Genomic DNA, 16,387 nt, shown 5'->3' with positions numbered 1-16,387 from the left:
ATTGAGTTTTTAGCATATTCCCAAAAGAATGCTAATACACTGTTACAAACCTAACAAAGAGAGTGTTTGAGGTGAGGGATCGTGGGCATATTTCACAAACTTAGTTTTAAAACCATACAACAAAGAAGCGGCATAATGAATGACTCTTTACAGAATACGGATCTCATTTCACACTTCTCACATCCATTTTAGGGAGGTCGAGTGGTGTGCACGATTACATCAAAGAGCGAACAATCAAGATAGGGAAGTACATCGTGGAGACAAAGAAAACCGTTCGTGTCATTGCGAAGGAATTTGGTGTTTCCAAAAGTACAGTACACAAGGATTTAACAGAGCGTCTGCCTGAAATTAACCCTGACTTGGCAAACGAAGTGAAAGAAATACTCGATTATCATAAATCCATCAGGCATTTAAGAGGAGGAGAAGCGACAAAACTCAAATATAAAAAAGATGAAATACTCGAGGGAGAGCCTGTTCAGCAATCGTAATCGCCTGGCGTTGTCTTCTTGAAATCGTTCATAAAACATCCGCAAAAATTTGTAAAGAACTTAATGTGCTTCCAACTTTTTTTCTATATTTTATGATAATATATATAATTAGGGCACAATGTGGATATTTACTGTGAAACAGATTTTCAAGGAGGATATAAATAGATGTTTGCAAGGGATATTGGTATTGACCTCGGTACTGCAAATGTACTGATCCATGTTAAAGGTAAAGGAATTGTTCTGAATGAACCTTCCGTAGTTGCACTTGATAAAAACAGCGGCAAAGTGCTGGCGGTTGGCGAAGAGGCAAGACGAATGGTTGGACGTACACCTGGGAATATTGTTGCGATTCGCCCGCTGAAAGACGGAGTTATTGCTGACTTTGAAGTAACAGAAGCAATGCTGAAACATTTTATTAACAAGCTAAATGTAAAAGGCCTGTTTTCAAAGCCGCGCATGCTCATTTGCTGCCCGACGAATATTACATCTGTTGAGCAAAAAGCAATCAAAGAAGCTGCAGAAAAAAGCGGCGGGAAACATGTATACCTTGAAGAAGAACCTAAAGTTGCCGCTATCGGCGCGGGTATGGAAATATTCCAGCCAAGCGGTAACATGGTTGTAGACATCGGAGGCGGTACGACGGATATCGCGGTTATTTCAATGGGCGATATTGTCACCTCCTCTTCTATTAAAATGGCTGGGGACAAGTTTGACATGGAAATCTTAAATTATATCAAACGCGAGTACAAGCTGCTGATCGGTGAACGTACTGCGGAGGATATTAAGATTAAAGTCGCAACGGTTTTCCCAGACGCACGTCACGAGGAAATTTCCATTCGCGGACGGGACATGGTTTCCGGTCTTCCAAGAACAATTACAGTCAACAGTAAAGAAGTTGAAGAAGCCCTTCGTGAATCTGTCGCTGTTATTGTTCAGGCTGCGAAACAAGTGCTTGAAAGAACACCGCCTGAACTTTCTGCTGATATTATCGACCGCGGCGTTATTATTACCGGCGGAGGCGCGCTCTTAAACGGTCTTGACCAGCTGCTTGCCGAAGAGCTGAGGGTACCGGTCCTCGTTGCTGAAAATCCTATGGATTGCGTAGCCATCGGCACAGGTGTCATGCTTGATAATATGGACAAGCTTCCTAAACGCAAACTAAGCTGATTTCACAAACCTCATTCTGAAAAAGAATGAGGTTTTTTTATGAAAAGCCTTCACGAAAAGATATTAAATGACGATAATAGGATAAAATACTGATTTTCATTATAGAACAAACGTTCCTATATGACAACTGGAAAAAATGCCATTTTTAGAGGTGGAAAATTTGTTAAAAGGATTATATACAGCAACATCCGCAATGATTGCCCAGCAAAGAAGAACGGAAATGCTTTCAAATAACATTGCAAACGCAAATACATCAGGATATAAAGCTGATCAAGGCTCGATGCGAGCGTTCCCTGAGATGCTGCTCAGCAGAATTGAATCAAAATCTCCGGCCGGAACATCGAGGACGGAAATCGGTTCCGTGAATACGGGAGTGTACATGCAGGAGCTTAAGCCACTCCTTACACAGGGGAGCCTGAAGTCTACAGAACAGCCTACAGACATTGCATTGGTCGAAAATCAAGTTCCGATCAATGCGGAAACCAATGAAAACGCGGCTCTTTTTTATCCGGTTCAAACAGCGGATGGAATCCGTTATTCAAAAAGCAGCACATTTTCACTAAATGAGAATAATCAGCTGACGATCAACGGACGCCCTGTTTTATCGACGGATGGCCAGCCAATTACTGTTGATAATGAGAATTTCACTGTGTCTGAAAATGGTACTGTGACAACAAACGGACGGACAGCCGGCCAGATTGATGTCAGAATGGCGGAAGATGTCCGCAATCTGAAAAGGGACGGAAACGATTTGTACAGCACGGCGGACGGCAATGATCTGCCAAGCGCAGCTGGAAATAATCAAGTATCCTATTCATTAAAACAAGGCATCTCAGAGCTTTCAAACGTGGATGTGACGAGCGCCTATACAGAAATGACTGAAGCGTACAGATCGTTTGAGGCGAATCAGAAGGTTATTCAGGCTTACGATAAAAGTATGGATAAAGCAGCGAATGAAATCGGAAAAATTTAAGATAACGGAAGAAAAAAACGGGGGACATGAACCATGCTCAGGTCAATGCTAACGGCATCAACAACCTTAAACCAGCTGCAGCAGCAGATTGACACAATCAGCAGCAACCTTTCAAACAGCAACACAACCGGCTATAAGGCAAAAGATACGAATTTTTCTGAGCTTGTCAGACAGCAATTCGATCAGGTTGATGAAAAAAACGAGGAAGTGGCAAAAGCCCGAAAAACGCCGCCCGGCTTGCGCCTTGGCGTCGGAGCGATGATGAATTCACGCCTTGTCTCTGATCAAGGAAGCGTTCAGAAGACGGATCGTGATCTTGATATCGCGTTTACGTCACCATACCAATATCTTCAGGTGAATGTAAATGGAAACCGCCAGTATACGAGAGACGGAGCATTATATTTAACGCCTTCAGCCAATAATGCCAACCAGCTTCAGCTCGTTACTGGAAATGGGTATCCGGTTCTTGATGAAAAAGGCAATACAGTGAACATCGACAGTTCAATGAAGAATATCACCATCAATAAGAACGGCACGTTAACCGCCTCTAACGGAAATGCGGTTCAGCGGTTTAACCTTGGGGTTGTCCAAGTGAATAACCCTCAAGAGCTGAAATCGGAAGGGAATAACCTTTTCTCTATTGATAATGCGGCAGCTTTTGAAGAGCTGAATGGCGCAAATAGACAAAACATTGGCATGCAGCAGGGCTCACTTGAGATGTCCAATGTCGATATTTCAGAACAAATGACAGATTTGATTACGTCCCAGCGTTCATATCAGCTGAACAGCAGAACGATCACAATGGGAGATCAAATGCTCGGTTTAGTCAATTCAGTCAGATAATAAGAAAATGGGCGTTTTCAATCAGCCGCGCATGATAAAAAAAGCGGCTTTTTCGAAATCGTCCTTTTTTTTGTAGTATTCCGTAATATCTTCTAGCAGGACTTCTAAATCCACCCACGCCTCGATTTTTTCTAATTCAATCACATATTCGAGCAGCTGCTCATAGGGATCTTCCGCTGATGTGTAGAGGGCTTCAAGCGTTTTTAATTTTAAATAAATGGTTTGAATGTCTACCTTTTCAGATAATTCTTTTCCTTTTTGAAGGACGGCTTTAGCTTCTGTGATGTTACCTGTTTTAAACAGCGCTCTGACAGACTCGTACACACAATGAAGATATGAGACTGGTGAATTCAATTCAAATTCTTGATTCTTTAATACTTTTCTAAAGTGAAGAAGCGCCTCCTGGTCTTTTTTCTCGGTCGCTTTTAAAAAGCCAAGGTTATAATAAGCGTGGCATAGCAGGTTTTCGTCATGTAGTTGCTGGGTTTTGTTAATGATTTCTTTGAAAAGCTGTTCAGCTTTTTCATAGCGTTCTTGATCAATATAATTCACGGCGAGCAAAAGTTTACAGGTGATTACCTTTTTGATATAGCCGAATTGGTGCAAATAGATGTGTAATGCTTTTTTGACGTATTGGATGGAAAGCGGCGGTGATTTCATCAAGTAATAGGCGCCGGCGGTTTGATAATATAAATCAGCGGCTTCAAACGTATTTTGAATGGCGGCCAGGTACTGTTCAGCTTTTTTAAAATGATGTACTGCATGTTTCGGAGCTGTTTTGACCATCTCATATAATCCAGAGAAAAAATACAGATAGTACTTCAATTCATCATCCATTTTGTCTTCCAAGCCATATAGGTCATCGAACAATGAATCGAGTCCGTTCTGGTTTTCAAAAAGCAGCTGATGGCGGGCCTGAAACAATTGATAACGCATCCAAAGCTTTGTGTTCTTTTTGATCTTCGGAAGGTGCTGGTCAATTTTCTCTTTCAGTGTGCAAACGTGATTCATTTTGCGTTTGCTCATTGCGGAATACCACTCGTCTAACATGTTTAGCATTCTTTTTTCAATAAACTTCGAAATCATTTTCCTACCTCTTTGCTATTGGTAAAATCTATAATTATCATATCATAACTTTTGACGGCTCTCATTGACAGTTGGTTACATAGTTAGCGCAGTTGAAAAAGAGATTAATTCATAATATACTTTTCAAATGTACAGATTGGATCTTTGATGATTGCTATACATACTAATGCAGATGAAGGAGATGTCAAGACAATGCTTGATACTCAGCAAATTAAAGAAATTATTCCTCACCGTTATCCGTTTTTGCTTGTGGATCGGATTACGGAAGTTGAAGAAGGCAAACGGGCGAAAGGCTATAAAAATGTAACCGCAAATGAAGAGTTCTTTAACGGACATTTTCCTCAGTATCCGGTTATGCCCGGCGTATTAATCGTAGAAGCGCTTGCTCAAGTCGGAGCTGTTGCGATGCTGATTAAAGAAGAAAACCGCGGCAGACTGGCTTTTTTTGCAGGCATTGATAACTGCCGCTTTAAAAAACAAGTCAAGCCTGGTGACCAGCTTCACCTAGAGGTTGAAATCATTCGTGCCCGCGGCACAATCGGGCGCGGAAAAGGCGTTGCCACAGTTGATGGCGAAGTCGTTTGCGAAGTTGAACTGACTTTTGCCCTCGGAGAATAAATGAAAAAAGGCAGATGGCCAGGGGCACATTTGTCTTTTTCTTTACAAAAATAGAAAAGCAGGTGATTGTATGTGGAATGAATTTAAAGCCTTTGCCATGCGGGGAAATATCGTAGACTTAGCGATTGGTGTTGTGATAGGCGGCGCTTTCGGCAAGATTGTCACATCTCTAGTAAATGATATCATTATGCCTTTGGTCGGTTTGCTGCTGGGAGGGCTTGACTTCTCAGGCCTGTCGTTTACGTTTGGCGACGCTGTAGTGAAGTATGGCAGCTTTATACAGACGATTGTGAACTTCTTAATTATATCGTTCTCCATTTTTATCGTCATTCGGACTTTGAATGGATTAAGGCGCAAAAAAGAAGCAGCAGAAGAAGAGGCGGCGGAGGAAGCTGCGGATGCGCAGGAGGAGCTGCTGAAAGAAATCAGAGACCTGCTGAAGCAGCAAACGAAGTCGCCGGAATAAAAAAGATGCCGTTAGAAACGGCGTCTTTTTTTATCTCTTTTTTCGTTTAGGTGCGTTCTATGTCCTTCAGTCCCGGGGGGCTTTCCGTTGTTTCAGCGAGATGAATGAGCATTGAGACTGAGGTGCCTGCATCCGGATTGCTGCTGATCATCAACTCGCTTCCGCAAAAATGTTTCAGCCGCTGATTGATATTCTTTAATCCGACGCTGCGATCGAAATCCGCAGATAAGAGATCTTTTTGTTTTTCCGGATGCATCCCCGCACCGTTATCCTCTACTTTAATGTAATACTCATTTTTGCTTTGTTTTTTAGCTGTCAGTTTAATCCATCCTCCGCCTCTTTTCTTGCTGACACCGTGAAGAACGGCATTTTCCACCAAGGGCTGAATCATTAAAGGCGGAAGGATAAAGTCAATGTCTTCATCTATATCAAAAAGAACCTCAAGCCGATTGCCGAATCGCGTTTTTTCTATAGAAAGATAGGAATTGATAATCGAAAGCTCATGTCTGAAGGAACTGATGGCAGATGTATTTTGAAAGTCAAAACTCATTCTCAAATAGTTGGTAAATTCCTCTGTTACCTCCCGGGCCTTTTCAATATCCAAATGAGTGAGAGAAATAATCGTGTTTAAGACATTATAAAGAAAATGAGGCTTGATTTGCGATTGGAGAAATGCCATTTCCATTCTTGTCGCTTGATTTGCTGTATGTTTCATCATGATCAGGTTTTGAATACGCGCCATAAATTCAGAGTAATGATAAGGTTTTTGCAAAATATCATTCGCTCCGGCATGAAACGCCTTGTATTTGTCATGGCCGATAATGGCTGCTGTAATCATCAGAACCGGGAGATCGACCATGCTGAATCGTTCGCGAATTTTCATACAGACTTCAAAACCAGTCATATCCGGCATCATCAAGTCCAAAATAACCAAATCAAGCTTCGTGCAAGAGATGATTTCTAATGCTTCCTTTCCATTCTTCGCAGCAATCACATTGTAGGGTACACCTTCAAGCATATCGCTCAAAATTTTCAAACTGTCAATGTTATCATCGACTATCAGAATGGTTGGAGCGTCAATACGCTCAGAGTAATAAGGTGTGCTAAATGAGATATCCGACAGATCTTTCCTGGAATGCAATTCAGGAAGACGTTTCTTTGTTTCAGATACAGATTCATTTTGGGCGATTGGCAATGTGAAATGGAATGCCGAACCTTTTCCCTCTTTCGATTCGACCCAAATGTCTCCGTTTTGGAGCTGAACCAGCTGTTTGACAATGCTAAGGCCAAGACCGGCACCATCGTCTTTATTCGCTTCGGCTTGCTGAAAAGACTCAAAGATGGTTTGGCGATCAGCTTCTGAAATGCCGCTTCCCGTATCCGTTACTGTCACTTTGATCATGCTGTCGTTCAGTCTTGAAGCAGAAAGTGTGATTTGGCCCTCTGTTGTATATTTAATTGCATTATCGACTAAATTGGTTAATATTTGGCGGAAGCGGTTTTCATCCGCGAGCACTAAAGGAAGATCGTCCGGGATATGATTCACCATATTCAAGTTTTTATGTCTCGATAAAAGATTGTAGAAATTCATTTCCGAACAAACTAAAGTATAAATATCAACAGGAACCGGGTGGATTTGAAGCATGCCCTGCTTTATTTTTTCTAAATCCAAGATGTCATTTACGAGATTGGACAGCCTGTAGCCCATGCGGATGACGAGCTGCATATTTTCCTTCTCTTCTTCTATTGTTCTTTTTCTTTTGCCGGCCAGCAGGGTCTGGCATATATTAATGATGCTGTTCAGCGGTGTTTTGAATTCATGTGAAGTTTTGGCGATAAATTCATCTTTTAAACGGTCACTTTTGAGCAATTTCCACGAGAGCACTTCATTTTCACGGAATGCCCCGGCGAATTGCTGTGCCATTAGCAGAACGATCGCCAGCAAAGCGATAACTGTTGGCAATGAATAAATCGAATTAAAGGAAAAGGCTGTTTTGCCGCTATAAGCTGATATGGTGGTTAAAATGACAAAAGCACTCATTGATATAGAGGCGATGGTCAGATACAGACTTCCTTCCATTTTGCGGATCGCAGCAATCGTAAAAATATATGTAATATAAACCAGAGTCGAGACGGCTAGCACAGAATGTAAGATGTACGAGGTATGGCCGATAAAACCGACGGTTAAAAAATCTGTGACTAAGACCAGTCCGGAAGAGACGGTGGCTATGCGAATAAAACGCTTTGAAACAATCTCTCTGTAAGCAAAATAGAGATAAAGAAAAACCGCAATGCTGACAAACACTGTAGAGATGGCCCTCAATGAATTTAGCAATGAAAATGAGATTGACGGATAAAGGAGAAATATAATCCGCTCTTTTCCGATCATCAGAATAATGAACGAAAACAGAAGACACATAACAGAAAAAAACAACAAATGTTTATCTCTTTTTCTTTGCAGGAAAAAGCCCAGAAAATATAATCCAGTAATGAAAAAAGCTGTAATCATGATCGTATCATTAAGAAAGGAAATTTTGTTTTCCCGCACTATTTGGTCCTGAGTGCCAAAAGTAATTGGCTTTGCGATTCCCCATCCGGGCGTTTTTCCGAAGTTCGAAAATTGTACGACAAGTTCATTGTCACCCTTGTGAAGCGTAAAAAAGCTCGTATATGGGCGGTTTTGTGCCGCGAAATCAGGGTTATCTGTAGGGCTTCCGCTTTGGCCAATGCGTTGTCCATTAAAATAGATGCGATTGGCGCTGTAAATAAACGACGTGCTGATCCCAAATACCTGATGGTCTTGCTTTGATCTTATGGTTAGCTTATATGTTCCGTAATCCACATTCATACCTTGTTTGGACAGCTTTACATTGCTGGGAACATCAACGAAGAGAGGATCTTTTCCTTTTGCTGTAGCGATCTCTTTTGGTGACAGAATCTGATTTGGATACAATGTCCATTTTCCGTTCAGCTGTACATTCCCATCCTTCTGAAAATCCCAATTCTCTAAGTTCATGACCCCATGCCTTGCCTCAGGAAGCGTTGACCCGGAAGAATGGTCAATGGCAATGAAAACCATAAAGAATGCAGCGTAACCGAAAATAATCGAAGTAAAGATGAATTTCTCTTTCATATCATGGCTCCTTTATTCAAATAGGATCAGATCATTCTAAATTCCTATTTTTTTATAAATATTGTAAGTGCAAAATTTCAAAAACTACAATAGAAAGAAAAAGAATCCAGATAAAGGGGTTATTTGTCATGATATAATAGAAGTTATTTACTGATATCTCGATTTTACATATAGGGTGGGATGTTTTGTGAAAGCGTTAATTGTTGATGATGAGCACTTGGCATTGCTTCATTTTAAGAAAATGCTTGAACGAACAAACGCCTTTCAATCTATTATGGCGTATCAAGATCCGGTTGAAGCCTTGGAGCATCCTGAGACTCCTGCTGTAGATGCGGTGTTTCTTGATATAGAAATGCCGGGGGTAAATGGCATTGAGCTTGCTGAGGCCATTCAATCGATGAATGAAAACATCCAAGTCGTTTTCATCACGGCTTATAATGAGTTTGCTATCAAAGCGTTTGAGCTGAATGCCATTGATTATTTGCTGAAGCCTGTCGTATACAAGCGGCTTGAGACTACTGTTGAACGAATCAAAACGAATCATATGCTCAGACAAAATGCAGAAAACACCGAGGCGCATTTTTCGATCCAATGCTTTGGAAGCCTGCAGTTTCATCAAATCTTAAAGGGTGCCAAAACAAACATTCCAGTCAAGTGGAGAACGTCGAAAGCACGTGAAATATACTTATTTTTACTTCACAATCACGGCCGTGTGGTCAGTAAAGACATGCTGATCGATCTTTTTTGGCCTCATTATGATATTTCAAAAGCAAGCACCCAGCTTTACTCCACCATTTATCAAATACGAAAATTATTCAGCCAGATCCCTTTCAGCCAAACAATCGAGAAGACTGATACTGGATATATTCTTCGGCTTTCAGACGCAAAAATCGATGTTGTGGAATGGGAAAAATTACTCAAAGGGGCGCCTCCGCTCAATGAAGCTACATTACATCTGCACATGGATATTTTCATGTCCTATCAAAATCATTATCTAATGGAGCACGGCTATCTTTGGGCAGAACCGGAAAAGGCGCGTCTTTCCCAGCTTTGGCTTGGAAAGGCTTATGAACTGATCGATTATCATATTCAGGAAATGAACGATCATCAAGCGATGGACGTTTGCCTGCAAGCCGAGAAAATTGAGCCTTGCGATCATAAAATTATGCAATACAAGCTGCAGCTATTTAACAAAAACGGGAAGGTAGAAGAGGCGATAAAAGAATATCAGCGTTACAAACAAATGAAGGATCAAATTAATTAAAAAACTCTCAAACCAGTATGTGTCGATTACCTTTCGATGCACACTGGTTTTTTTGTACATGTCAGCTTGCCATATGTCTCCTGGTTGAATCTTCAACTCTCCAATTCACTTCAATCATACATGATTTTTGAGTTGTACAGAAATTGTATAGTTCCATTTCATACAATGTAGTTTGGTTCGGATGGCAAATCTTAGTTTTGGAGCACATTCGGTATTAGCAGTTCATTGTGGGGGATGAGACATGATGTTATGGTCTCGCGGATCAATCGGCAAGTGAAAAATAGATATGAGAGGGAGGAATGAAAAGTTGAGAACGAGGAGTTTTCCCTTAGGGCTGAAAAAAAGCGGGCGGATCGTCATGATCATAAGCCTTGCCATCTTTTTCTTCTTCAGCCAGATCGTCAGCTATACTCTTACAGCGCAGGCTGTAGGTGTAACGCCAAGTGACAGTCAATTCTTCGATTCGGTAACAGTTAAGGACGCCAAGGGCCGGATTGTTGACGGATCAAAAGGAAGCGAACCGGCACTAACACCGGGGGACGACGTGACACTGACATATGAATGGTCATTGGAAAAAGTCAAAAAAGCAGATAGCGAACAGGATATCAATGTGGAGATACCTAAAAGCTTTACATTTGATAAAGGTGCAGAAGGTGAGATCAAATCTGCTGATCAGGTCATCGGCAGCTATCAAGTGCCGGCGGGCAGCAGCACCATGACGGTAAAATTAACAACTGCATCCGCGGATTCTCCTGATGCCAAGGGGACCATGACACTGCCAGCTAAGTTTACTGCAGATGTAAAAGACGATGAACATACAGCAGCAGCTCTTTTTCAGCTAGGGGGAGGCAAAACCCAGCAGGTGATCATCCCAGTTAAGAAAGAGGAGACACCAGATGATGAGGAGGAAGAGCCAAAAAACGACTCTTCTGATACTGCGGGTGATCAGAAAGGAGCAGATGACAAATCTGCACCTTCAGCCAGCAAGGAGCAAAAAGAGGAAGAACAACAGCCGTCAGCGGACTCTAAGAGCGGCGAATCCTCTAAGAGTGATGACTCAAAAAAAGTGTCATCCTCAAGTCAATCAGCTTTCAAAAGCTTGCAAACTGAAGAAAAACAAATCACGCAAAATATTTTAACTGGCGTGACATTGACGGACGAAAACGGAGAGCCATATGACAAGGGCAATCGCGCCAATACGAATTCTCCGGTGAAAATTTCAATTGATTGGGCCATTCCTGACGATTTAGGAAAAACAATCAATGCCGGCGATAAATATGAATTTGATTTGCCTAAAGAATTTATTATGCATAATGACATTGTGAACCTGCCGTTAAGCGCCGGAGACACCACCTTCGGGACATTTTCTATTGATACGAACGGACATGTGGTGATGACATTTAACGGCGAGATAAAAGAAAGTTCTCATGTCAAAGGTACTTTGGTTATCAATACGCAGTTCAACGAGAAAAAAATTACGGGTTCGACAACACAAAAGATTCCATTCCCTGTGAATGCCGATACGCCTGAAACAACAGTTTATTTTAAACCCAATGTGAGTAAAACCATTGATAAATCAGGTGCGCTGGATAAAGGCATCAACCCTGGTAAAGTAACATGGACGGTCGATGTCAATAAAAAGTTGGATCAAGTCAAAAATGCCAAGCTCACGGAAAGCCTTCCAGATGGCGTAATCTACCGTTCAGTTAAAGTGTATGAACTCAATGTGAACATTGATGGTTCTGTCAGCAGAGGAAATGAAGTTTCTTCCGGCTACAGTGTTGATTCAAAAGGAAATGTCACATTTGACGGAACAATTGATTCAGCCTACCGCCTTATATACGAAACCGACATTGACAATAGTGCGAAGCCGAGTGAAGGCGGAAATATAACGCTGACGAACAAGGCAGCATTCAGCGGAGATCAACTGGAGCCCATTTCTGCAGAAGCCACTGTTGCAGCCAAATATGGAAAAATGATCGCGAAATCATCAACAGGCTATGATGGAGAATCTCAAACATTCAGCTGGGCTCTTGCATACAACTACGGTGAGAAACAGATCGACCAATCCAAGGCCAGCATTAAAGATTCTTTTGGAACTGGCGATTTGCATCTTGTAAAAGATTCCTTGAAGGTTGTTCCTATTACCTTCGGACAGAATGGCGGCGAGCAAGCGGGAACGCCTTTAAAGGAAGGCGAAGACTACACGCTGATCGATAATGGAAACGGATTTGAAATCAAATTTAATAAAACCATTACCAGCGCTTACAAAATCACATATCAAACAAAGGTCAACAGCGGAGTGATCATTGATAAATCTACAACATACACCAATAGCGTGGTGACCGGAACAGGGGATTCAAAAGAAGCTTCCGGAATAGCCATTCAGCAGAATCTCATCAAAGGATATTCAAACGTAGATTATGAAAAGAAGACGGTTGATTGGACGATTACCGTTAATAAAAATAAATACTTGATGAACAATTGGACTTTGAATGATCAATTTGAAAGCGGCGGAATGGTTCTGCTTGATGAATCGTTCAAGCTTCAAGACATAACGAACAACAAAACATTGCAGAAAGACAAAGACTACACGTTAACAAAAAAACCGGATCATAAAGGCTTTACTTTGGCATTGATCGGGGATTATGCAAAAACAGACAGTCAATTTAAGATCACTTATACGGCAACATTCAATGCCGATTATTCTAACGAAATCGTTAAGAATACAGCTCAGTCGACATGGACTGATCAAAACGGCAATGAGCGCACGAATAAAGTATCAAGCGGTTTTACGCCGAATCACCAGACATCAAATAATGGGTTTAAAAACGGTTCATACAACGCGGTTTCAAAGGAAATCACGTGGAAAATCGGCGTCAACTATAACGGCGAGCCGACGAAAAATCCTTATATCAAAGATGCCATAACAGATCCTCAGCAATTTGTGCCGGGTTCCGTTGTCGTTAAGAGTTATACGATCAATAAAAACGGCTCGATCACAGAAGGAGACGCGCTTGATCCTTCCAAGTATGATGTCGAAGAGCCTTCTGCGAATAATGAACGCACTCTGACGGTACATCTTAAAACAGGCGATTCTGTACCATATCTGATTGAGTTTAAGACATCACTCAAAGGACAGGTCATTGATCAGAATCAGTACACAAACAAGGCAACCTACTATAATGACGGCTATGCAGACCGTACGTTGACGGGCTCTGTTTCAGTTACGAACGGAGGAAGCCTGGTTTTCAAAGGCGGCAAACAAAATGGAAACTACATCGATTGGAACATCAATGTCAACTCCAGCCAATCAACGCTGGATGATGTAAAAGTCACAGACACGCCGGATGAAAATCAAATTTTAGATGCAGATTCTTTTAAAGTATATCAAGCAAAATATGATGAAAACGGAGTGGTCAAAGACAGCAGCGGAAATCTGACCGCGGGCGATCTTGAGCTTCAAAAAGACAAGGATTACACGTTAGACATCAAAACGGACAATACAACAGGTGAACAATCATTTGTCCTTACATTTATAGGAAGCTATAAACAAATTGACCGTGCCTATGTGATTAAATACCGGTCTCTAATTAACATAGCCGGCACGAGCGGCCATGTTAAAAATAAGGTGTCCATTTCAGGAACTAATGTGAAGGAGCAGACTCAAGAAAACAGCAGCTCGATCTTTGTTGCCATTTCAAGCGGTGACGGTTCCGGATCTGGAGAAAAAGGAAGCCTGACGATTTTTAAGACTGGAGAGGACGATAAAGCTCTAGAAGGAGCAGAATTCCAGTTATGGTCTGAGGACTCCAAACAGCTCCTCCGCACTGGCACGACGGATGCCGGCGGGAAGCTTGCATTTGGAAATATTCGCTATGGTTCCTATGTATTAAAAGAAGTAAAAGCGCCTGACGGATATACCATCAGTGATGCTTATGCAAAAGGAGTCTCTGTGAAAATAGACAGCAACTCCTCCAAGACAGGAGCGCTGTACAAAGTCGTAAATCAACAGAACAAGGTGACGCTTATCAAACAAGACGAACAAAACAACCCTTTGGCAGGTGCTGTTTTCAAGCTGGAGAAAAAGTCAAATGACGGCACCTATACTCTCATACGAACAGATATCAAATCGGATAAAAACGGAAAAGTAGAAATGAACGGTTTGCCGGCGGGATACTATCGCTTGACAGAAACACAAGCTCCTGAAGGCTTTATCGTAAATACAAAAGCGATTCACTTCTCAATCGCAAAGAATGAAAAGAATCAAGTTTCTGATGTTAATTTGGGGAAAATGACCAACTATCAAGGGAAAGTCTCACTGACGAAAGAAAATGCTGAAGGCCAAAAACTTGAAGGCGCAGTATTCAACATTGTCGATCAAGATGGGAAGGTCGTTCAAGAGAAGCTGACTTCAGATAAAGACGGTAAAATTGAGGCTTCGGGCCTTGCTCCGGGGCGCTACGCCTTTGTTGAAACAAAAGCGCCAGCGGGTTATGTGCTGAATACAAAGAAAAAAGAATTTACCATCTCAGAATCTGCAGCAGGAAAACCTGAAGCCGCAGATGCCGGAATCGTCGTTAACGATAAAGGCTCTGTTGAGCTGACGAAGGAAGATGCCGATGGCAAGAAGCTTGAAGGAGCCGTCTTTAAAATTATCGACAAGGAAGGCAATACGGTTCAAGAAGGACTGACCTCGGATAAAAACGGGAAAGTCGCAGCTTCAGGCCTTGCACCGGGACGCTACGCTTTTGTTGAAACGAAAGCGCCAGCGGGCTATGTGCTGAATACAGAGAAAATGGAGTTTGAGATCTCTGATTCCTTTGAAGGAAAGCCTGAAGCTACAGATGCCGGAATCGCTATTAACCATAAAGGCTCCGTTGAGTTGACGAAGGAAAATGCTGAAGGCAAGAAGCTTGAAGGTGCAGTTTTCAACATTGTCGACGAAAAAGGAAATACGGTTCAAGAAGAGCTGACTTCCGATAAAGACGGAAAAGTGAAGGCTACGGGTCTTGCACCGGGACGCTACGCCTTTGTTGAAACGAAAGCGCCAAACGGTTATGTGCTGAACACGGAGAAAAAAGAGTTTATCATTTCTGAATCAGGCGCAGGAAAGCCAAAATCCGCAGATGCCGGGATCGTCGTGAACTATCAAGGATCGGTTCAGCTGACGAAGGAAGACCAAGATGGAAAAGGCTTAGCAGGTGCGGTTTTCAAAATCACGGACAGCGATGGGAACACTGTGAGGGACGATCTAGTCTCAAAAGAAGGCGGTAAAATTGAAGTTGACGGGTTAGCGCCGGGAAGCTATCAATTTGTTGAAAAACAGGCGCCAGATGGATATCTTTTATCCGAAAAACCAGTGCTATTCACCATTAAAGCAGAATATGGCGGCAAACCTGAGCAAGTGAAAGTGACAGCGGTTAATACAAAGAACCTTGTCGTTCTCACCAAAGTGGATCAGCATGATAAAAATAAAGTTCTGCAAGGTGCGGAGTTCAATTTGGCAGATGCCAACGGCAAAGTGCTGAAGTCCGGTTTGGTTACCGATGACAAAGGACAAATCACGGTGCACGGCCTTAAAGCTGGCGAATATCAGTTTGTTGAAACAAAAGCGCCTAAAGATTATGAGTTGAACCAAACTCCTATATCGTTCAAGATCACAAACACAGACACGAAAACAGTCGAAATCACCGCGGAAAACATTTTGGCACCAGGTGACGTAAATGTGAAAAAAGTGGATCAAGATGATAAAAATACCGTTTTGGAAGGCGCTGAATTCAAGTTATTGGATGAAAGCGGCAAGCCTGTAAAAACTGACGGATATGGAAAAGAGCTTTCTGAACTCTGGAAAACGGATCAAACTGGGCAGTTCACTGTAAAAGGCCTTGCGCCTGGAAGCTATCAGTTGATTGAAACAAAGGCTCCCGAAGGTTACAAACTTGATGAAACACCGATTGAATTCACAATTGAAAAAGGACAGTCAAAAGCTGTTGAGATCGTTGTTTCTAATCAAAAAGTGAAAACACCAACGCCAGATAAACATGATCATCCTGATAAACCTACACCGGGCGGAAATGGTAAAGATGATGGAGATCATTCGAAAACCAATGGTACAGCTGGCAGCTCGGATGGTCAGACGAACACAGACAACACTCTTCCAAAAACCGGAGATACAGACAGCATGCTGACGGCCATGATTGGCATCCTGCTGCTTATGGCAGGCGGAGGCTTAGCTGTTGCCTCAAGAAAGAAGCAAAAAAAAGGATAAATAGGAAGGCACCTGATCAATGAAGAACAGATCAGGTGCTTTTTTAAAAGTGAAACTGACAAGGCGCATTTTTAGAAG

11 protein-coding genes and 1 pseudogene are annotated in these 16,387 nt (G+C 42.0%); 9 read left to right on the top strand and 3 right to left on the bottom strand.

Translation table 11 applies throughout. The annotated features are described in order from the left end of the window. Positions 1 to 81: 81 nt before the first annotated feature. The 5 genes from CDO84_RS17750 (at position 82) to flhP (ending at position 3,471) form a co-directional block, all read left to right on the top strand. Complete coding sequence (locus CDO84_RS17750; RefSeq protein ID WP_082032944.1) at positions 82 to 192, top strand: protein usd; 111 nt, start codon at positions 82 to 84, stop codon at positions 190 to 192. Between the two features lie 14 nt (positions 193 to 206). Then, positions 207 to 488, top strand: coding sequence for a sporulation transcriptional regulator SpoIIID (spoIIID, locus tag CDO84_RS17745; RefSeq protein WP_003221804.1), 282 nt, complete (start codon positions 207 to 209; stop codon positions 486 to 488). 165 nt (positions 489 to 653) lie between these two features. After that, a complete protein-coding gene (gene mbl / locus CDO84_RS17740; protein ID WP_014665668.1) occupies positions 654 to 1,655 on the top strand; it encodes a cell shape-determining protein Mbl in 1,002 nt (333 codons plus the stop codon). A gap of 160 nt (positions 1,656 to 1,815) precedes the next feature. Next, a complete protein-coding gene (flhO, locus tag CDO84_RS17735) occupies positions 1,816 to 2,628 on the top strand; it encodes a flagellar hook-basal body complex protein FlhO (protein ID WP_014665667.1) in 813 nt (270 codons plus the stop codon). A gap of 33 nt (positions 2,629 to 2,661) precedes the next feature. Continuing rightward, the gene (gene flhP / locus CDO84_RS17730; RefSeq protein ID WP_040081578.1) at positions 2,662 to 3,471 is read left to right on the top strand and encodes a flagellar hook-basal body complex protein FlhP; all 810 of its coding nucleotides are present in this window, start codon (positions 2,662 to 2,664) and stop codon (positions 3,469 to 3,471) included. A gap of 21 nt (positions 3,472 to 3,492) precedes the next feature. Here the strand turns inward: flhP and rapD are convergent, their stop codons facing one another. Continuing rightward, positions 3,493 to 4,557, bottom strand: coding sequence for an aspartate phosphatase RapD (gene rapD / locus CDO84_RS17725; protein WP_040081579.1), 1,065 nt, complete (start codon positions 4,555 to 4,557; stop codon positions 3,493 to 3,495). Positions 4,558 to 4,749: 192 nt separating this feature from the next. Here rapD and fabZ point away from each other — a divergent pair, with 192 nt between their 5' ends. Together fabZ and mscL are read left to right on the top strand one after the other, a co-directional pair. After that, positions 4,750 to 5,175, top strand: coding sequence for a 3-hydroxyacyl-ACP dehydratase FabZ (gene fabZ / locus CDO84_RS17720; protein ID WP_003221796.1), 426 nt, complete (start codon positions 4,750 to 4,752; stop codon positions 5,173 to 5,175). A gap of 70 nt (positions 5,176 to 5,245) precedes the next feature. Next, complete coding sequence (mscL, locus tag CDO84_RS17715) at positions 5,246 to 5,641, top strand: large conductance mechanosensitive channel protein MscL (RefSeq protein WP_014665664.1); 396 nt, start codon at positions 5,246 to 5,248, stop codon at positions 5,639 to 5,641. Positions 5,642 to 5,687: 46 nt separating this feature from the next. Here mscL and CDO84_RS21765 read toward each other — a convergent pair whose 3' ends face one another. Next, positions 5,688 to 6,659, bottom strand: coding sequence for a histidine kinase (locus CDO84_RS21765; RefSeq protein WP_231560767.1), 972 nt, complete (start codon positions 6,657 to 6,659; stop codon positions 5,688 to 5,690). Between the two features lie 177 nt (positions 6,660 to 6,836). After that, a pseudogene (locus CDO84_RS21760) lies at positions 6,837 to 8,150 on the bottom strand (sensor histidine kinase); the annotation flags it as partial. 811 nt (positions 8,151 to 8,961) lie between these two features. On the opposite strand from CDO84_RS21760, the gene CDO84_RS17705 reads away from it, so the two are divergent. Then, positions 8,962 to 10,038: a response regulator gene (locus CDO84_RS17705; RefSeq protein ID WP_040081582.1), complete on the top strand. Its 1,077-nt coding sequence runs from the start codon at positions 8,962 to 8,964 to the stop codon at positions 10,036 to 10,038. 307 nt (positions 10,039 to 10,345) lie between these two features. After that, positions 10,346 to 16,309: a SpaA isopeptide-forming pilin-related protein gene (locus tag CDO84_RS17700; protein WP_040081583.1), complete on the top strand. Its 5,964-nt coding sequence runs from the start codon at positions 10,346 to 10,348 to the stop codon at positions 16,307 to 16,309. Positions 16,310 to 16,387 lie beyond the last annotated feature (78 nt).

The organism is Bacillus sp. MD-5, from assembly GCF_002201875.1.
In the GTDB taxonomy this organism is placed as follows: Bacteria; Bacillota; Bacilli; order Bacillales; family Bacillaceae; genus Bacillus; species Bacillus stercoris.
Note: the sequence above shows the minus strand (reverse complement) of the source record. Positions and strands in the feature narration are given on the sequence as shown.